15 protein-coding genes and 1 pseudogene are annotated in these 17329 nt (G+C 48.5%); 14 read left to right on the top strand and 2 right to left on the bottom strand.

The window, feature by feature from the left end; translation table 11 throughout:
- Positions 1–4: 4 nt before the first annotated feature.
- Both M4D81_RS19800 and M4D81_RS19795 read left to right on the top strand, forming a co-directional pair.
- Complete coding sequence (locus M4D81_RS19800; RefSeq protein ID WP_071218998.1) at positions 5–355, top strand: DUF1048 domain-containing protein; 351 nt, start codon at positions 5–7, stop codon at positions 353–355.
- Positions 356–521: 166 nt separating this feature from the next.
- Positions 522–1670, top strand: a complete 1149-nt coding sequence (locus tag M4D81_RS19795; protein WP_260067782.1) for an enolase C-terminal domain-like protein — start codon at positions 522–524, stop codon at positions 1668–1670.
- Positions 1671–1829: 159 nt separating this feature from the next.
- Here the strand turns inward: M4D81_RS19795 and M4D81_RS19790 are convergent, their stop codons facing one another.
- The gene (locus M4D81_RS19790) at positions 1830–2288 is read right to left on the bottom strand and encodes a DinB family protein (RefSeq protein WP_260067781.1); all 459 of its coding nucleotides are present in this window, start codon (positions 2286–2288) and stop codon (positions 1830–1832) included.
- Positions 2289–2608: 320 nt separating this feature from the next.
- On the opposite strand from M4D81_RS19790, the gene M4D81_RS19785 reads away from it, so the two are divergent.
- The gene (locus M4D81_RS19785; protein WP_260067780.1) at positions 2609–3205 is read left to right on the top strand and encodes a DUF1349 domain-containing protein; all 597 of its coding nucleotides are present in this window, start codon (positions 2609–2611) and stop codon (positions 3203–3205) included.
- A gap of 48 nt (positions 3206–3253) precedes the next feature.
- Here the strand turns inward: M4D81_RS19785 and M4D81_RS19780 are convergent, their stop codons facing one another.
- Positions 3254–3832 (bottom strand): NAD(P)H oxidoreductase, encoded by a 579-nt coding sequence (locus M4D81_RS19780; RefSeq protein ID WP_260067870.1) that lies wholly within the window; start codon positions 3830–3832, stop codon positions 3254–3256.
- Positions 3833–4080: 248 nt separating this feature from the next.
- On the opposite strand from M4D81_RS19780, the pseudogene M4D81_RS19775 reads away from it, so the two are divergent.
- From M4D81_RS19775 to M4D81_RS19725, 11 genes and pseudogenes are all read left to right on the top strand, one after another.
- A pseudogene (locus M4D81_RS19775) lies at positions 4081–4218 on the top strand (winged helix-turn-helix transcriptional regulator); the annotation flags it as partial.
- An 84-nt stretch (positions 4219–4302) separates the two neighbouring features.
- Positions 4303–4635, top strand: a complete 333-nt coding sequence (locus tag M4D81_RS19770) for a winged helix-turn-helix transcriptional regulator (protein ID WP_071219003.1) — start codon at positions 4303–4305, stop codon at positions 4633–4635.
- A gap of 337 nt (positions 4636–4972) precedes the next feature.
- On the top strand, positions 4973–5701 hold the full coding sequence (locus M4D81_RS19765; protein ID WP_071219004.1) for an NAD(P)-dependent oxidoreductase: 729 nt from the start codon (positions 4973–4975) through the stop codon (positions 5699–5701).
- A gap of 14 nt (positions 5702–5715) precedes the next feature.
- Positions 5716–6174 (top strand): DUF2269 domain-containing protein, encoded by a 459-nt coding sequence (locus tag M4D81_RS19760; protein WP_260067779.1) that lies wholly within the window; start codon positions 5716–5718, stop codon positions 6172–6174.
- Between the two features lie 86 nt (positions 6175–6260).
- Positions 6261–7088, top strand: coding sequence for a nucleotidyltransferase domain-containing protein (locus M4D81_RS19755; RefSeq protein ID WP_260067778.1), 828 nt, complete (start codon positions 6261–6263; stop codon positions 7086–7088).
- A 256-nt stretch (positions 7089–7344) separates the two neighbouring features.
- Positions 7345–8307, top strand: coding sequence for an ABC transporter permease (locus M4D81_RS19750; RefSeq protein ID WP_071219096.1), 963 nt, complete (start codon positions 7345–7347; stop codon positions 8305–8307).
- A gap of 24 nt (positions 8308–8331) precedes the next feature.
- A complete protein-coding gene (locus M4D81_RS19745) occupies positions 8332–9216 on the top strand; it encodes a carbohydrate ABC transporter permease (protein WP_260067777.1) in 885 nt (294 codons plus the stop codon).
- A gap of 125 nt (positions 9217–9341) precedes the next feature.
- Positions 9342–10937: an extracellular solute-binding protein gene (locus M4D81_RS19740; protein ID WP_260067776.1), complete on the top strand. Its 1596-nt coding sequence runs from the start codon at positions 9342–9344 to the stop codon at positions 10935–10937.
- 335 nt (positions 10938–11272) lie between these two features.
- Positions 11273–13597 carry a helix-turn-helix transcriptional regulator gene (locus M4D81_RS19735; protein ID WP_260067775.1) on the top strand — a complete coding sequence of 775 codons (2325 nt, stop codon included), beginning with the start codon at positions 11273–11275 and terminating at the stop codon, positions 13595–13597.
- Positions 13598–13855: 258 nt separating this feature from the next.
- Positions 13856–16456 carry an exo-rhamnogalacturonan lyase family protein gene (locus M4D81_RS19730; RefSeq protein ID WP_260067774.1) on the top strand — a complete coding sequence of 867 codons (2601 nt, stop codon included), beginning with the start codon at positions 13856–13858 and terminating at the stop codon, positions 16454–16456.
- Between the two features lie 69 nt (positions 16457–16525).
- Positions 16526–17260: a YesU family protein gene (locus M4D81_RS19725; protein ID WP_260067773.1), complete on the top strand. Its 735-nt coding sequence runs from the start codon at positions 16526–16528 to the stop codon at positions 17258–17260.
- Positions 17261–17329: the final 69 nt, after the last annotated feature.

The following is a 17329-nucleotide window of genomic DNA, read 5'->3' as shown; positions in this document are numbered from 1 at the left end:
GAAAATGAGAATCCAAGATATCATTGAAGGCAAAAAAGAGTGGCGAGCGCACGTGGCGCGTGTCAAAGCGCTCCCGAAAGATTATCAGATTGTTTATAAAGAGATTCAAAAATATCTCTTTAAGGTCGGTCCTGTTGAACTAACGGACGGGACGGGTTTGCTTTCGGGGATAATTGATCTTTTTGAAGAGGGTGCGGCCTTAAGGAAAGGCGTGCTCGAAGTGACGGGCAGTGACGTAGCGGCTTTCTGCGACGATCTAATCAAAGATTCAAAAACGTACGCTGACATCTATCAAGAATCTCTGGATCAAGAGGGTAACAAAGCCATAAAGAAGGATACGGATAAAACAAAGTAAAAGTGGGATATTGGGCTGGAAACAGCAATTGAAGTGAAAGGTCATTTACAGATTTCCAATGGAAGAAGAATGTTCTTATCTTCTAACAGTATAATTCTATAATATGGTGTTCTGCTTACGAATCACATCGGGACATGAAACCGTCGAGTCGGTGAAGGAGGATTCTATGAATATTACGGGTATACAATCTGATTGGAAAGTGGAAAAGATCGAATTCGCCAAGTTAACGGGAGAACGAGCCAGAAGCGCGGGGGCCAATGGCAGGATCGGCATTCATGGCAAAAGCTGCACCGTGGATATCGCCAGAATAACAATCGATGGACAAACAGGGTACGGTAGCTCGATTCACATGACGCCGGAATGGGCACAAGACATCATAGGCCGCCGATTGTTCGACTTATTCGATGACCGGGGCAGACTGCTCGAAGCGTATCGTTTGCAATTGGAATACCCAGTGCTCGATTGGTTAGGCAAAAGACAAGACAAACCCGTGTATGACTTGGTGTCCGGTGTCCACATGGAAAGAGGAGTCCCATTGGTTGTTCCCTGCTATGATACCTCACTGTACTTCGACGATTTGCATTTGCCCGATGAGAGGTCCGCAGTCGCGTTGATGCAGGAAGAAGCGATGCAAGGTTATGCGAAGGGCCAACGTCATTTTAAGATTAAGGTTGGCCGTGGCGGACGCCATATGCCACTCTGGGAAGGGACGAAACGAGATATCGCGATCGTTCGGGGGATCTCTGAGGTAGCAGGTCCCACAGGTAAGATCATGATCGATGCGAATAATGCATATAATTTGAACTTAACCAAAGAGGTCTTGGCGGCTTTAGCGGATGTAAATTTGTATTGGCTGGAAGAAGCGTTCCATGAGGATGATGCCTTGTACGAGGACCTGAAGGAATGGCTCCGGCAACGCGGGCAGAATGTGCTTATCGCGGATGGGGAAGGGCTTGCCTCGCCGCATCTAATTGAGTGGGCGACACGCGGCCTTGTCGATGTGCTGCAGTACGATATCATCAGGCCCGGTTTCACGCATTGGATGGAATTAGGCGAGAAGCTGGATGCCCATGGTTTGCGGACTGCGCCTCATTGTTACGGAAATGCCTATGGTATTTACGCGTCTGGACATTTGTCAGCCGCGGTGCGGAACTTCGAATTTGTGGAATATGACGACATTACAATCGAAGGAATGGATGCATCAGGCTATCGAATCGAAAACGGAGAGATTCTTATTCCGGCCACGCCGGGTTTCGGAATCGTCTTCGACGAAGAACTTGTAACTAACCTTATAAAGCGATCCGGCTGGTCCTGATGTCAAAGGTACAACTACATGGCCTTTATTGAAAGTCGCTATATTAGCGGCTTTTTCATTATATCGGTACAATTTCTTGTCTCGAGCGGGGGACAAGACATTGTACCGATTACCGAAATGGACAAGAACTTCGTACGATTAGCTATCGAGTCATTACATTCAGAAGAGAGGACCTGCGAATCCGTTTAAACGTGCAATGACGCCGATTTGACCGACATGGTACGACTCATGATCGAAAACATGATGGATGATCCATCGTAGCGTCGGCGGCGAAGGCGGTTCCCAACCATCTGAAAAACGAGGGAGCTCAACAACTGGCTCGTGTTCATCGTATTCCATAAAATCGAGTTTCTGGTCTGTATGGTCTCGAATGTCGATGTATGCCTGCAAAATTTGCTGAGGACGATCCAAGACTCGTTGAAGTCGTCGCTCTCCCTTAAGTACGATCACGTTAATCCATTCGTCTTCGCTGCGCGCGATGTGCTCAACGATCCAAGCGATCGAATTCGGATGATCCGGATGCCTTGCATGCCACTGTTCCTCAGTCAATTGATTTAAATAAGGGATCAGTATCATTCTTGCATCGTTTCGATAAGGAAAAAAGGTAGTGAGTTTCATGAAATCCTCCTAGAAAAATAAAGTAGTTACAGGTATTTACTACCATGTGTCATTGTAACTTATTTTTAAAGATGGGAACAACTGACGCTTGAGTTTGGGATATTAATGATATATTAAGAAGGGGAAATATGGATTTATGTAGAATATTGTCATATTAAAATCAGCTTCGTACAATAAACAGGTTTCATTAAACAACGCGCCTCAGATAAAGCGATCTCGACAATGAAAGATGGTGAAGTGGTTGAAAGTTTCATGGGACATGCTGAACTTGAACATCCCATCGTAAGAAATGAAAGTTAATTCAATAGAGGAGATGAGTTATGATTAAGAATTTATTTCAGCCAGAAACAAGAAAGAATTTAACGTGGTTAAATGAACCTGAACATTGGGAGTTTACAGCAGACGACAGGCTAATCATTGATGCTCCAACGAAAGCTGACTTTTTCAAAGACCCTGGAGGTAAACATGTAGCTCATTCAGCACCTTTTCTGCACATCCAGGTGAATTCAACATTTCAGCTTATAACGCAGCTTCAGGTAAACATGAACGAATTGTATGATTCCGGGTGTCTGATGTTGATGGCAGATGAGAACAATTGGGCTAAGCTTTGTTTAGAGTTCAACGGTGAGTATGCTACTATCGTGTCTGTTGTTACGCAGAACGGTTTGTCGGATGATTGTAATTCTGAGCGTGTATTAGTAAGCAATCCTTATTTAAAAATAACGAAGAATGATCAACTTATTTCTTTTTACTACTCATCAGATGGTGAAGTTTGGAAATTGATTCGATACTTTGGAATGAACAACTCAGCACCGTTTACAGCGGGTGTGGTAGCTCAATCACCGAAGGGAGCAGGTTGCCGAGTCGAATTTCTGTCTTTGGTTTTATCCGAATCTGATGAAAGAAGTAGGTTTTAAAGTAAACGCATACTAAAGCAATCAGTCAGTTCAGACTTAATCTCAAGCTTACTGTTCCTTCGCATAATTCAACCCTAAGTGATGAGCTTGGTTAAGCAGCATCTCATAATGCTTGGGATTGGAATCTAAGGTCTCGTATAAAAATTCAACCTTGGAATTGGATACACCGCAATAATCTGCAATTCCCACATTGAGCAAATGAATCATCATTTCATCATAGTTACGCTTTTTCATCTGTTCTTTCGAAACGCCAGCCAAACCAATCCACAAGACATGCTGATGATGGAGCTGGTTTGAACCGTACGCAAACCCATTGTTCCATACACGGTCTATATAACCTTTTAGCATGGCAGGCAAATGCCACCACCATATTGGAAAAATAAATGCCAAGGCATCGTGCTTCTTCATTCGCCTTATTTCCAGTTCTACTTCAGGGGAAAAGGACTGTTCCTCTGCTGACCAATCAGGTTCATCTACTCCTTTTAAAACAGGGTCAAAACCAATCTCGTGTAAATCCAAGATCTCATAGTCGTGGCCCGACGCGGTAAGACCTTTTACGAAACGATCGGCAACCTTAAAGGTCAGGGAATCTTTTCTTGGGTGGGAAACAACGCATAATACTCTCATACTTATATCTTCACTACCTTTCTCATTTCTCAACAGCTATCTTATAGCCACGATCAATGGCTGATGCTATTATAAACAGTAATAAAATTATCAGGAAGTACGCACTTTCAAGTTCTATAGGATGATACAGGTGCCCTAGAAACATCGAAGTGCCCTAGACAGTTGCCCTAGAAACTTACCTGAGTAACGGACTGAAATGAATCTTATGTTCCTAGAAAAACCACAGGCTTTTAACGGGGGAATGAGTGATGACTGAGAAGAGGAAAAATAATGTTCAAAAGAAGTATAAAGTTGGAGTGGAGGCGGCATTAGAAGTAATGGGGAGAAAATGGAAGCCTTTAATCATCTATCATTTGATGACAGGACGGAAACGGACGTCTGAGATTGACTTGATTGTAGAGGTATCGTAAAATTTTGTTATGTCAATTATAGGTAATGCACTTACTTAAAAGTAAGGGGATGATTCAATTATGATTCATCAGCGCGAATGTCCAATTGAGACACTCATTCATGTTTTAGGCGGTAAATGGAAGCCCATGATTTTATGGCATTTGATTGAATCCAAGAAGAGGTTCAACGATCTGGAAAAGCTTATACCTGATGCTTCACAAAAAATGCTTTCACAACATCTCCGAGATTTGGAACGAGAAGGCATAGTCGATAGAACGGTTCACCCGGTTATCCCTCCAAAAGTGGAATATTCTCTTAGTGAATACGGCAGAACATTGATTCCTGTAGCAGAAATTATGTGTTCTTGGGGAGAAAATCATAATAAGCGGAAATATGAAGAGCCAGCGTCATAAAGCTGGTTCAATGAACTTGTACACGAATTCAATCAACTCCAAACAAAAGCTGCCACGGGATTCCGGGCAGCTTTTGTTTACCTACAGTCCGACTCCTGGTAAGAATCAAAAATCGGGTTTGAGTTAACAAAACTCCTATTAGAGTAGTATCGTCGTCAATCTGTCTTTTGAATTTCCCTGTCCTCCAAACCTCCGCGAATAATAAATGGTATCCCTTTCTGTCACGCTTACTTTTAAGTAAGTACCCTACTTTAAAGTGGGTTCTTAACATCATTTTGAAGTGATGCTAAGCTTGAGTTAACCAAAATTTGGGACCCTAAAAGAGGAGGAAAGAACAATGAACATTATTGTTTTTGGAGCGACGGGGAATACAGGGAAAAGAGTGCTGGCACAAGGGATAAAAATGGGGCATGAAATGACCGCATTTGTGCGAAATTCTGAGAAGCTTTATGATCAACTAGGTGAGCATTCCGCAAAGCATGTGAAGGTGATCGTAGACGATATGATGAACCCGGTAAGTGTCAGTGAAGCGCTCGTGAATCAAGACGCCGCTATTATTGCAGCCGGCCATGCGGGCCAGGGAGAAGAGTTTGTTCGTATCGTCGATAACATTATAAGCCAATGTGAAATCCAGCCTAGTTTCTCTGGGCGAGTATGGGTCATGGGAGGAGCCGGTCTGCTGGATATTCCATATACCGATCTTATCGGCAACAATTTACCCGGGTTCCCACCTGAGTATAAAAATCACAACCGGAATTTCGAGAGGCTGCAACGGACTGGGCTCGATTGGTCCATAATGTGTCCGGGAACCATGATGGATTCGATCGAGCAACCAGAGCCGGTTCATCTGCATGTAACAACGGATACCTTGCCCGTTCCGATGCCGGAGACGATGAAGGAATATTCCGAGGCAGAAATAGCTGGTCACTTGTTCAGCCGATTTCAAGAGCTGAATGTTGCTTATGACGATGTCGTCATGTGTATGCTTAACCATCTTGAGCTCGGAGGAGCGTTTATGAGGAAAAGGGTCGGTCTAGCCTATCAAAGCAAGATATCGGTGCGCTGAGGAGAAGGGGGAGCATGAGTTTGTTTGGATTATTGCTCGTTTTGCATATATTGGCTTCGATCGCCATTATTGGCCCCGCTTTCGTGCTGCCCATCATTCGTAGTTCGGCAAGAACCGTCGGCCAGCTGCACTTTACTCTTGGTGTAGCGACCAAGCTTGCCATCATGCCTAAAATTGGCGGAGCCGTACTTATTTTAACCGGGATTTGGCTTATGATCATAACCAAGATGGGGTTATCCCAATTATGGCTGAATGTGTCCATCCTTTTATCGCTGCTCATGGTCGTCATGATCGACGGATGGATCGAGCCTCGTATGAAAAAGATCATTAAGATCCTATCTGAAAGTCAAGAGCAGGGTAATGATATACCCGCCGAGTTCGGATTACTGATCAAAAAGATCGTACCCATCGAGACGGCAGCACAGCTGTTGATGATTGCCATATTGGTGCTCATGGTCGTTAAGCCATTTTAAAGAAGCCGATGGAGCGTCCTAACTCGCTTTTTAGTCACATGATTTTGGTGTCATAATTAGGAGAATACTAGGCAAAAGGAAAGTTGGTGATTGAAATAGGGATTTTAAAAGCGGGTTATGGTTTAGACCAAAATGGCTTTATTGTAAGCGATGTGAGTAAAGACAAAATTGCGGATGTCTATGCGACTTGCATTCATGAATCGATCGAGAGCCTTAAACATTTATTTCATCAACATTTGCATAGTGTTTATGTGTACGGCAGCATAGCCAGAGGAGAAGCGATTGCAATTAAATCAGATTTAGACCTTATCGCGATGTTCAATACCAAATTAAGTTCTGATAAGTTAGCTGAATTAAAGAAACTTGCTGGAGAACTATCTAATAATTATCGCTTTATAGTTCGGGATGTTGGTATAGCTGTAGCCTATTATGACTATACGCTTGACCCCTCAAATTATTACGAAAATGCATTTCTTAAGGAACTCTGTGTTTGTGTATATGGAGAGGATCTAGGTGAACGATTTGGTCCTTATAAACTTACATCAGAGATAGCCATCCGTTTTAATGGTGATATTAATGAGGTTCTTAATCGGACGTTAACAAGGTTAACAACAGCTTCTGGAGAAGATTCTAAAAAAATTACACAAAGCTTCGCTCGTAAACTCATTCGAACATACTATTCAATGGTGATGGAGCGTTCTCAGATTTGGACGACACGACTTCACGAACAGTCTGAAGTCTTTCTTCATCACTTTCCAGAAAAAGAATCAATCATTCGCACTCTGCTAAATTGGATAAATGAACCGCCTACAGACCATAAGGCTGTGTATGAGTTGTTTAAGATTGAGGGGGAATGGGCTGGCGCTAACTTTACAAATGAAGCCAACATTCCTTATAAAGCTAACGGGGGTTGAATAAGACAATACTACACAATAAAACTTCCAGATACTTGGAGGTTTTATTTTTTTGTTTCAGTGAGAAGTGCTTGTTTATACAGGGCTCTACGCGTCTTACCACTCGTTTGCCGACTTTGCACTTTCTTTAAAAATGCCGAAAACACGAGGCTTTTTTGCTCTTCAAAAATGTCTCATTGCGGGAAAAGAAAGCGCTGCCTCATAATAAGGCCACACCGCTCGCGAGGTGATGAACGACATATGGAGGTGGAGAATGATGAAGCAAGCTACGGCTCAAAGGGATTTCCCGCAAACGTCCAAGCAGGCGGAGCACCGCACGAGCTTCGCGGCGAGGCTTCGCAGGGACAAATGGCTCTACCTGCTGCTGCTCCCAGGCTTGCTTTATTTTTTGGTTTTTAAATACGTGCCGATGTGGGGGGTCATGCTGGCATTCCAAAACTATCAGCCGTTTACCGGCTTTTTGAAAAGCGAATGGGTAGGCTTCGAGCATTTTCGCCTGTTTTTTAACAATCCAGAGTTTTTAATGCTGCTGCGTAATACGCTGTTGCTATCGTTCTATAATCTCATCTTCTTTTTTCCCGCTCCGATTATACTGGCACTCTTGTTAAACGAAGTAAGGCTTTCGTTCTTTAAGCGCACGATTCAAACGATGATTTACGTTCCGCATTTTATATCGATGGTCATCGTGGCAAGCCTGACGTACGTGTTCCTAACCACGGAAGGCGGCACCGTCAACGAACTGCTATTCCAATATACGGGGAACAAAATCCAATTTCTGTCCGATCCGTCTTGGTTCCGCCCCGTGATTATTTTGCAGACAATCTGGAAGGAATGCGGCTGGGGAACGATTATATTCCTGGCGGCGCTGGCGGCCGTCGATGTGGAGCAGTACGAAGCGGCGACGATTGACGGGGCAAACCGTTGGAGGCAAATCTGGCATATCACACTGCCGGCGATCCGCAGCACGATCGTAATTCTTTTGATTTTGCGGATGGGCAGCGTGCTGGACAACGGCTTCGAACAGATTTATCTGATGTTGAATCCGCTTAACCGCTCGGTAGGCGAAGTGTTCGACACATACGTATATGCGATGGGCATTACACAAGGCGCTTTTAGCTACAGTACGGCTGTCGGGCTGTTTAAATCGATTGTTGGCGTAACGCTGGTGCTCGGCACGAACTGGCTGGCGAAAAAGTTCGGCCAATCCGGGCTTTACTGATAAGCAAGAAAGGGGAATCAATCCATGGCCAAGCAATACAAATCCGCGGCCGGTGTCACGTTCGATGCTGCCAACTACATCGTGCTATCGTTGTTCGGGCTGGCTGCCGTGCTCCCTTTCGTCTACGTGATTGCGGGCTCTTTTGCCTCGGACGCGGAGCTTACGTCGAGAGCGGTATTTTTCATACCCAAAACAGTTACATTAAACGCTTATAAGTTTATTTTTTCGACAGATACGATCATGAGAAGCATCGGCGTCTCCGTCTACATAACGGTCATCGGCACGCTCGTTAACCTGTTTTTCACGGTCACGATGGCCTATTCCTTAGCCAAGAGAGGGTTGTACGGCCGGAATCTGGTGCTGAATCTCGTCATCTTCTCCATGCTGTTTGGCGGTGGCATGATTCCGACTTATCTGGTCGTGAAGGAGCTGAACCTGCTTGATTCGCTCTGGGCTCTCATGCTGCCAGGGGCGATCAGCGCGTTTAATCTGATCATCGTCAAAAACTTTTTTCAGGAAATTCCGAAGGAGATCGAGGAGGCCGGCCGCATCGACGGCTGCTCCGAGCTTGGCCTCTTAGGGCGGATCGTGCTGCCGCTTTCAATGCCCGTCCTCGCTACGTTTACGTTGTTTTACGCCGTCGGGCATTGGAACGATTTCTTTGCGGCACTGCTGTATATTAACGATCCGGAAAAATGGCCGCTGCAGGTTATGCTGCGCCAGATCGTTCTGCTGTCGCAAGCGGCTGCAGGCGATTTGAACTCGATGGACCCTAATTTCGTGCAGCCGCCGGATCAATCGATCAAAATGGCCGTCATCGTTGTCGGCACGGTTCCGATCTTGTGTGTGTATCCGTTCCTGCAAAAGCATTTTGCCAAAGGCGTCCTGCTTGGCTCGGTCAAAGGCTAAAGTTTGTTTTTCCAAATGTGTGATTCCGCTTAGGCTCTGTTGTTAATACCCTCGACGCACTGATCGATTTGCTTGGAGCTCATGCGGTTTGCAATATGATCTTAATAATAAAGGGAGGCTATTTAATGAAGAAAAAGGCAATGAAGGCGAAACGTGCTTCCACATTTCTAATTCTAGGCACGGTTTGTATCGTACTGCTGGCAAGCTGCTCGTCCGGTAAAAACAACGGTGGCACAGACTCTTCCAACAATTCGACGGCGGCTCCCCCTGCAAGCGCTTCCGCAGATACGCAAGAAGCGTTTAAGCTGAACATCATGCTCCCGATTTTTAAAACGAACTATCCGAAGGACGACAGTCCCGTAGCGGCTGAGCTCGAGAAGCTGACCGGCACGGACATTCATTTCGAATGGGTGCCTAACGCTTCCTATGCGGATAAATTCAACATTACGCTTGCCTCGGGCAATTTGCCGAAAATCATTTACGTGCCGGACTCAAAGGGCCCGAGTTTCGTTAGTGCGGTAAAATCGGGGGCGTTCTGGGATTTGACCGACAAACTCAAAAATTATCCGAACCTCAGCCAGGCCAGCGAAATCATTCTGAACAACTCCTCGATTAACGGCAAAACGTACGGCGTATATCGCGGGCGCGAGCTTGGCCGCAACGGCGTTTATTACCGCCAGGATTGGTTGGAGAACGTCGGACTTGAGCAACCGAAAACGATCGACGATTTTTACAACATGCTGAAAGCGTTCAAAGAGAAGGATCCGGACGGCAACGGTAAAGACGACACGTACGGACTGGTTATGGTCAAATGGACGGCAGGCTGGGGAGCGGGCTTCGACCAGATCAAACTGTGGTTTGGTGCACCTAACGTTTGGGGTGAAAGGGATGGCCAGCTCGTACCGGAGTTCGAATACGATGAATATCTCGAAGCGCTCAAGTTCATGAAAAAGCTGTATGACGAAAAACTCGTCAACCAAGATTTTGCCGTCATGGATTCGGCGAAGTGGACTGATCCGCTTGTTAACGGGCAAGCCGGCGTGATTATCGACGTCGTCGATGGAGCGGCTCGAGTCGACGACAAAATCAAGGCGGCGAACGCGGCGGCGGGCAATGATTCAAGGGAGCATTACATGGATGTGTTCGGTGCAGTAACCGGTGCGGATGGTCAAATTCGTACGCTGCCTACCTCCGGTTTTGCCGGCCTATTGGCCATTCCGAAGTCGAGTGTGAAGACTGAGGAGGAGGTCGACCGCATTCTGAAATTTCTAGACCAGCTGAACGAGCCTGACCTGCAAACGCTGACCAGCTTCGGCCTTGAAGGCGTGCATTATACCAAGATCGACGATACAACGCTGGAAAGAAGTACGGACTCCGTGCTGCTCGAGTCTGAAGTCGAAGGTCTTAACCAGATGGTACCTTACATTCCCGAAGGAAAAGGGCTGCAAGTGGCCCAGACACCGCTTCGCTTAAAACAAACAGAGGTTCAAATGAAAAACCGGGAAACCATCGTCGCCAATCCGGCGGAGCCGTTTATTTCTGAGGTGTATTCGCAAAAAGGACAACAGCTTGGCAATATTATTAACGATGCGCGCATTAAATTCATCGTCGGTCAAATCGACGAGCAAGGCTGGCGCGATGCAATCGAACTGTGGAAAAAATCCGGCGGCAACGATTACGTGAAGGAAATCAACGAGCTGTACGCAGCGTCCAAATCCTAGGCGAGGTCATTTGAGCAGTGACGTTCAGCGGAAAAAAGAGGCCAGCGGCCTCTTTTTTCTCTATCCGAATTTTTCTTCCGAGAGTTCCCGCAAAATGACGGTAGCAACTTTGTAGCCAAGACTCCACGATGGCCGGTTTTTTGGAATTCCTCTGTTTTTTAAACAATTTACTCTGAAAACATGCAGGTTTTATTAGTAGGACCGCGTTATGCTAATTAAGACAGTCGATTTTATTTCGCGGTTTTAAATTTGAATACGCTTACATATCTGAAAGGCAAAGGACCGCCTAACAAGGGAAGGCAAAACTAATTTTAGATATGGTTGGTGAGCTGACGATGAATGGATGGAAAATGTTATTGGCCCGCTTATCCGGGAGATCTGGCAGCTTCTATAGGAAAAGCTTAATCATGTTCCTGTTTGTTGCCGGAATTCCCGGCATAATTACCGGGGTTCTCGTATATTCGATGGCCGGTGGTAAGCTGGAAAAGGAGCTGCTGAAGCTCCATAACAACCAGATTGAGCAGCGGTCGCAGAACCTGAATAAACAGCTGTCCAATCTCGAAATGATGCTGGCGCATTGGGCGTTCGATACGAGCTTCGATTATTCGCTCGGCGAACGCGATTTCGTGCGTGATTTTGAGAAGACCCGCGATATTACGAATACGCTGCTCGTCATGCAGGGCTCCAATACGATGATTCGTAACGTCAGCCTCTATTTGCGCGGAAGCCAGCCGGTATTGTTTTATCCGGAATACTCCGCTTTACATGATGCAAGTGTCATAAAGCTATACGACCAACTGCTTGACGCAGGAAAAACGACGTATTGGACACAGCTAACGCTGGATCCCGATCAGCAGGGAAAACGGGAATTGACGTTTGTGCATCTCGTTCCCGGCGGAAGCCAAAAACCGATTGGAGCCTTGATCGTCCGCTTGGACAGCGATCAAGTCGCGGAAGCGCTGCAGACGATTACCCCTTATGCCGACGGCGAAAATTTTCTAACAGAGCCGAGCAGTCATCTATACGTATCCGCCAACGGGAGCTCGATAGATTCGACGTTCGTAAAGGCAGTCAGGAGCGAGGTCGAGTCAAACGTGAACAAGGAAGGCTCGTTTCTTTATGAATGGAACGACAAGACCTATGCGGTCACGTACGGTTATTTCGCACGAATCATGGATAACTGGCTGTACGTGTCGGCTTCGCCGATCACCAATATAACGGCACCGGTCGTTTTTATATCCAAAGTCATTTTGACGGTCAGCTTGAGCGCTCTCCTGCTGGCAGTAGGGCTTGCTTGGCTTGCATCGATCCGAATGTACTTGCCTGTAAAAAGGTTAATGAAGGATTTGCTGCCAAGCGCCTCCTTGTCGGGCGGAGGCCGGGAGGACGAGTTTACGCTAATCGAGCGGCAATGGCAGCATTTAAGCAGGGAGAGTCGGGAGCTGAACGCCAAGTGGCTCGAGCAGCTGCCGCATGTGAAGGAAAGCTTTCTCCATCAGCTCCTTCAGGGCTATTTGTACGCCTATACGGAGGAGGACCTGAGGTCACGGATGGAGCGGTATAAATGGCAGGTGTGCGGCAAGCAATTTGTCGTGCTGTACGTACAGCTTACCGGGATCGCCAGCATGGAAGGGAAGTTCAAGTTTGGCGACGAGGGACTCGTCACCTTTGCATCCGTCAACATGATCGAAGAGCTGGCGGATTCGTATTTCGAGCAAAGCAGCACGATCAATTTCCATGATCTTGGATCAGGGGTGCTGCTCATCTTGCCGGAAGGGGAGCCATGTACAGAAACGATCAAATCGTTTTGCGAAAAGCTTGCGCAGACGGTTAACCGGTTGCTGAACATGGTGATCACGGTGGCGATCAGCCAGGCTACCAGCCGTGTAAGCGACATTCCGCTCGCATTTGAAGGCGTGAAACACGCAGCCAGCTTCCGCAAATTCGATAACGATAACCAGATTATCGAAATGGAGCAGCTGAATTTCGAGGATTCGTCCGAACCGAAGTACCCTTTTACGCTGGAAAGAGAATTTCTTCAGGCGCTTCGAACCGGACAGGAAGCGGATGCCAACGCCTTGCTCGTCGAATTCCAGAATGCGCTGTCCGTGCAGGAAGCAAAAGCGATAGATGTCCAGCAGGGGATGCTTCATTTGCTGGGTTCCATCCAGCATGCGATTCTCGTATCCGGTATTCAGCCGAATCGTTTGTTCAAGGGCGCCAACCTGTATGAGCAGCTTTCCCAGATTAAAGAACCTGCCGGCGCCAGGGAATGGTTCCAAGTGAAGGTGATCGCTCCTTTCATGAAGGAGCTGACGACCCGAACGGATGGCCAGGTCAAACGGCTGATCGAGCATGCCATGATCTATATGCAACAAAACTATATGCACGACATTTCGCTCGACAATTGCGCCGACCACATCGGCACGAACCCGTTTTTCCTGAGCAAATCATTCAAACAGGTCACCGGCAAAAACTTTATCGATTATTTGACCGAGCTGCGTATGGAAAAAGCGAAGGAGCTTCTTCGGGAATCGGAGATGAAAATTAACACGGTCGCCGAACAAGTCGGATATCGGCACAGCTACTTTAACCGGATCTTTAAAAAGCTCGAGGGCATGACTCCCACCCGTTATCGTGAGCTTAGCCGGGCAGATTAGGAAGCAAGCCGCGATAAACAGATCGAAAGAAGCAGCCGGCAGGGTTCATGATGTGACCGCTGCCGGCTTTATTGTGATGCGTTGGGCTGTGAAGCACCAGGAGAACCTTATCGTGCAATAAAGTGCTATTCTCGAGAAATCGTGCAATTTAGCCTGGCGGATGCCATCAAGAAAGTGCCATTGCCGGGAAAGTTGCAGCTGTCTACAATAAGGGCGTTGAAACAACGGAAGCCAACAAAACGTTTAGGAGATGATTCCATGAACGACACGCGAGTATCACTGCGTTGGTTAAAGGCAGCCGCTGATATTCCGGCTGGGCTGAGTTGGGGGATGCCGTGGAAGGAGGGGGAGCTTTCACGGGACGACCGGCTGTCGCTGCACTTGGAGGGCGGGACTGCACCCGCACTGCAAAGCTGGCCGACTGCATATTGGCCGGACGGCAGCGTCAAATGGACGGCGCATGCCGTCGCTTTTCCGACTGGTGCCCCTCACGGGTATACCATCGTGAAGGGAGATACCGAACATTCACCAACAGCGGCTTCATTGTCCGTACGTGAGGCAGAGGATGGCTTTACCATCGACACGGGCGTCATTTCCTTTCGGGTACCGAAAACAGGCTGCCGAATGATCGCCGATGTTCAACGAAACGGTGTCAGCATAAGCTCTTATGGCGAGTTGATCGCCATCAAGGAAAGCGTAAGCGAGCTGACCGGCAGCCGAACGATCCGGGAGGAACGTTATCAATCCCAAATTTACGAAGCGAAGGTGGAGCAAGCAGGTCCGGTACGAGCGGTCGTCAAGCTGACGGGCCGCCACCGTGCCGTGAACGGAACCGGTGAATGGCTTCCTTTTTCGCTTCGCCTGTACGCTTACGCGGGTCTGGAGTCGATCCGGATGGTGCATACGTTTTTTTATGACGGCAATCCGAACCAGGATTTCGTGAAGGGACTCGGCATCCGTTTCATCCTGCCGATCCGTGGGCCGCTGTACAACCGCCACATCCGGTTTGCCGGTGATACCGGTTATTTAAGCGAATCGCCCAAAACGCTTCATTCGCGGCGCACAAAAGGCAGATATTTGGAGCTGTTCAAGCGTCAGCTCAATGGGGAAACGCTGACCGACGAAGAATTGGACGACGAGTACTTTATGAGTCTGCTGCAAGACTCCGCAAGCTGGGACGGCTTTAAAGTGACACAGTTCTCAGCCGACCATTATCTGATGGCCAAGCGTACCAGGGCAGGCTGCAGCTGGATCAAATCCGGCGAAGGCCGGAGAGCGCGCGGCGTTGCATATGTTGGTGGGCCCGGCGGCGGACTGGCTCTTGCGATGCGCAATTTCTGGCAAAAGCATCCTTCGGGCATGGAGGCCCACGGCCTTACGACGGACGAGGCGCAGCTGACCGCCTGGTTCTGGTCCCCGGAAGCGCCGGTTATGGACATGCGCCATTACGATACGTTAACGCATGTTGAATCTTCCTACGAAGGCGCGGAAGAGCTGCGCGCAACTCCGTACGGCGTCGGCAATACGAGCGAGCTGACGATTTGGTGCCGGGCGTTTACGCCGTCGCCGGTTGAGCTGGAGGCTTACGCGAGCTATAACGACTCGCCTTCGCAGCTTGTATGCGAGCCGGCTTATTTGCGCAGCCAGGGCGCTTTTGGCATTTGGAGCTTGCCGGACCGGGGAACGCCCGCCAAAGCCCGCCTCGAAGAGAAGCTGGACGGGATCATTGCCTTTTACCAAAGGGAGGTGGAGCAGAGGCGCTGGTACGGCTTCTGGGATTACGGCGATTTCATGCACAGCTACGACCCTGCGCGCCATGTCTGGAATTATGACCTCGGCGGCTGTGCTTGGCAAAATACGGAGCTGGTCCCGAACATGTGGCTGTGGCTGATGTTTTTGCGCTCGGGACGCGAAGACATTTTCCGGATGGCGGAGGCGATGACGCGCCATACGAGCGAGGTCGACGTCTATCATTTCGGGGAATACGCCGGGCTCGGCTCCCGGCATAACGTCATCCATTGGGGCTGCGGCTGCAAGGAAGCCCGGATCGGCATGGCCGGACTCCATCGCTACTATTATTATTTAACGGGGGACGAGCGGATCGGGGATATGATGGACGAGGCGAAGGATGCCGACTATACGACCGTCCATATCGACCCGATGCGCGCCTATTTTCCCAAGGATGAACATAAGACCCATATCCGGGTCGGCCCGGATTGGGCGGCTTTCAGCTCCAACTGGATGACCCGCTGGGAGCGCAAAGAGGATTTGTTTTACCGCGACAAACTGCTTACCGGCATTCAATGCATTAAACAGGCGAATTACGGTCTGATCTCCGGTCCGACTTACGGTTATGATCCGAATACCGGCTTACTGACGTCGATGGGTGACGACAACTGGGGGCGCCATCTGGCATTATGCATGGGTGCGCCGCAGGTGTGGTTCGAGCTGTCCGGCATGCTGAAGGATAAGCAGTGGGACGACATGATGGCCGATTTCGGAGTTTTCTATAATCTTTCGCAGGAAGAAAAGGATCAACTCACAGGCGGCGCCATCAGCACAAAGCGGTTTGAGCATCCAGTCCTGACGCTCGCCCTCGTCGCTTACGGCGCTTGGTACCGTAAGGACAGACGTACAGCCGATTTTGCCTGGTCGACGCTGCTGGGACACCCTTTTGCAACCACAGACCTGGAAAAAGACGCCGTTGACGTTACGTACGTCGACAAGCTGAAGGAGATTGACTGGATGAATACGAATGAGGCGTCGCAATGGTCTTTGAACACGATCATCAGCCTGGAACTGATCCCAGATTCTTTACCTGACCATGTAGACTCGTCCCGCCAGGAAGCTAATGTGTAATGCAGCTCGGTTATCGCTCGTCGCCCATGCGCGCTAACCCAGACATGGGAAGAAAGGAGCGTGAATACGATGACAACAGATCAACCAACCGAAACAGGGGTCGTGCATACTGCTAAAAGCCCGCTGATTCCCGAAAGTTGGCGTGCGATTTATGCAAACCCACTCGCCAAGCCCGAGCATGTCGCGGATTATCGAATGGAGGGAGATGGAGCCATCACGTTTCCTTTGGGACGTATGCGGCTCGAAAGCGTTCGCGACGAGGCGGAGGGGCAGCGAGCCAATTTCGTATTGTGGTGCCCGGAGGACTTTCCGGCGGACGCCGCCGTCTCATGGGATTTTTGGCCGGTACGCGAGCCGGGCCTGGCGATTATGTTTTTTAGTGCAAGCGGCACGGAAGGCCGGGATTTGTTCGATTCTTCCATCAAGCTACGGACTGGTGAATACGACCAGTATCATCACGGCGAAATGAACGTTTTCCACGTTTCTTACTTCCGGAGGAAATGGGCGGAGGAGCGGAAGTTTCATACATGCAATTTGCGTAAAAGCTACGGTTTCCACCTGGTCGCGCAAGGTGCCGACCCTATTCCAGGTGTCAAGGACGCAGTCGGACCATACCGGATGCTGATCGTTAAGAGCGGACATCGCATTACGTTTGCCGTTAACAATCTTCCGCTTTTCTCATGGGAAGACGACGGCGTGACGTACGGGCTTCCGATCGCTGGCGGAAAGCTCGGTTTCCGCCAGATGGCGCCTATGATTGGAGAATACGCGAATTTAACCGTATATGCCGAAATTAAATCGTAGTTTACACCGTTATTTCCATAATTACTGCCGGAGCCACTTCCATCTCAGTAGGGGCTTTGGCTAAGGAGG

Origin of the sequence: Paenibacillus sp. p3-SID867, assembly GCF_025142895.1 — a bacterium.
GTDB lineage: Bacteria > Bacillota > Bacilli > Paenibacillales > Paenibacillaceae > Paenibacillus_AQ.
This window is presented reverse-complemented; position numbering and strand designations above follow the sequence as displayed.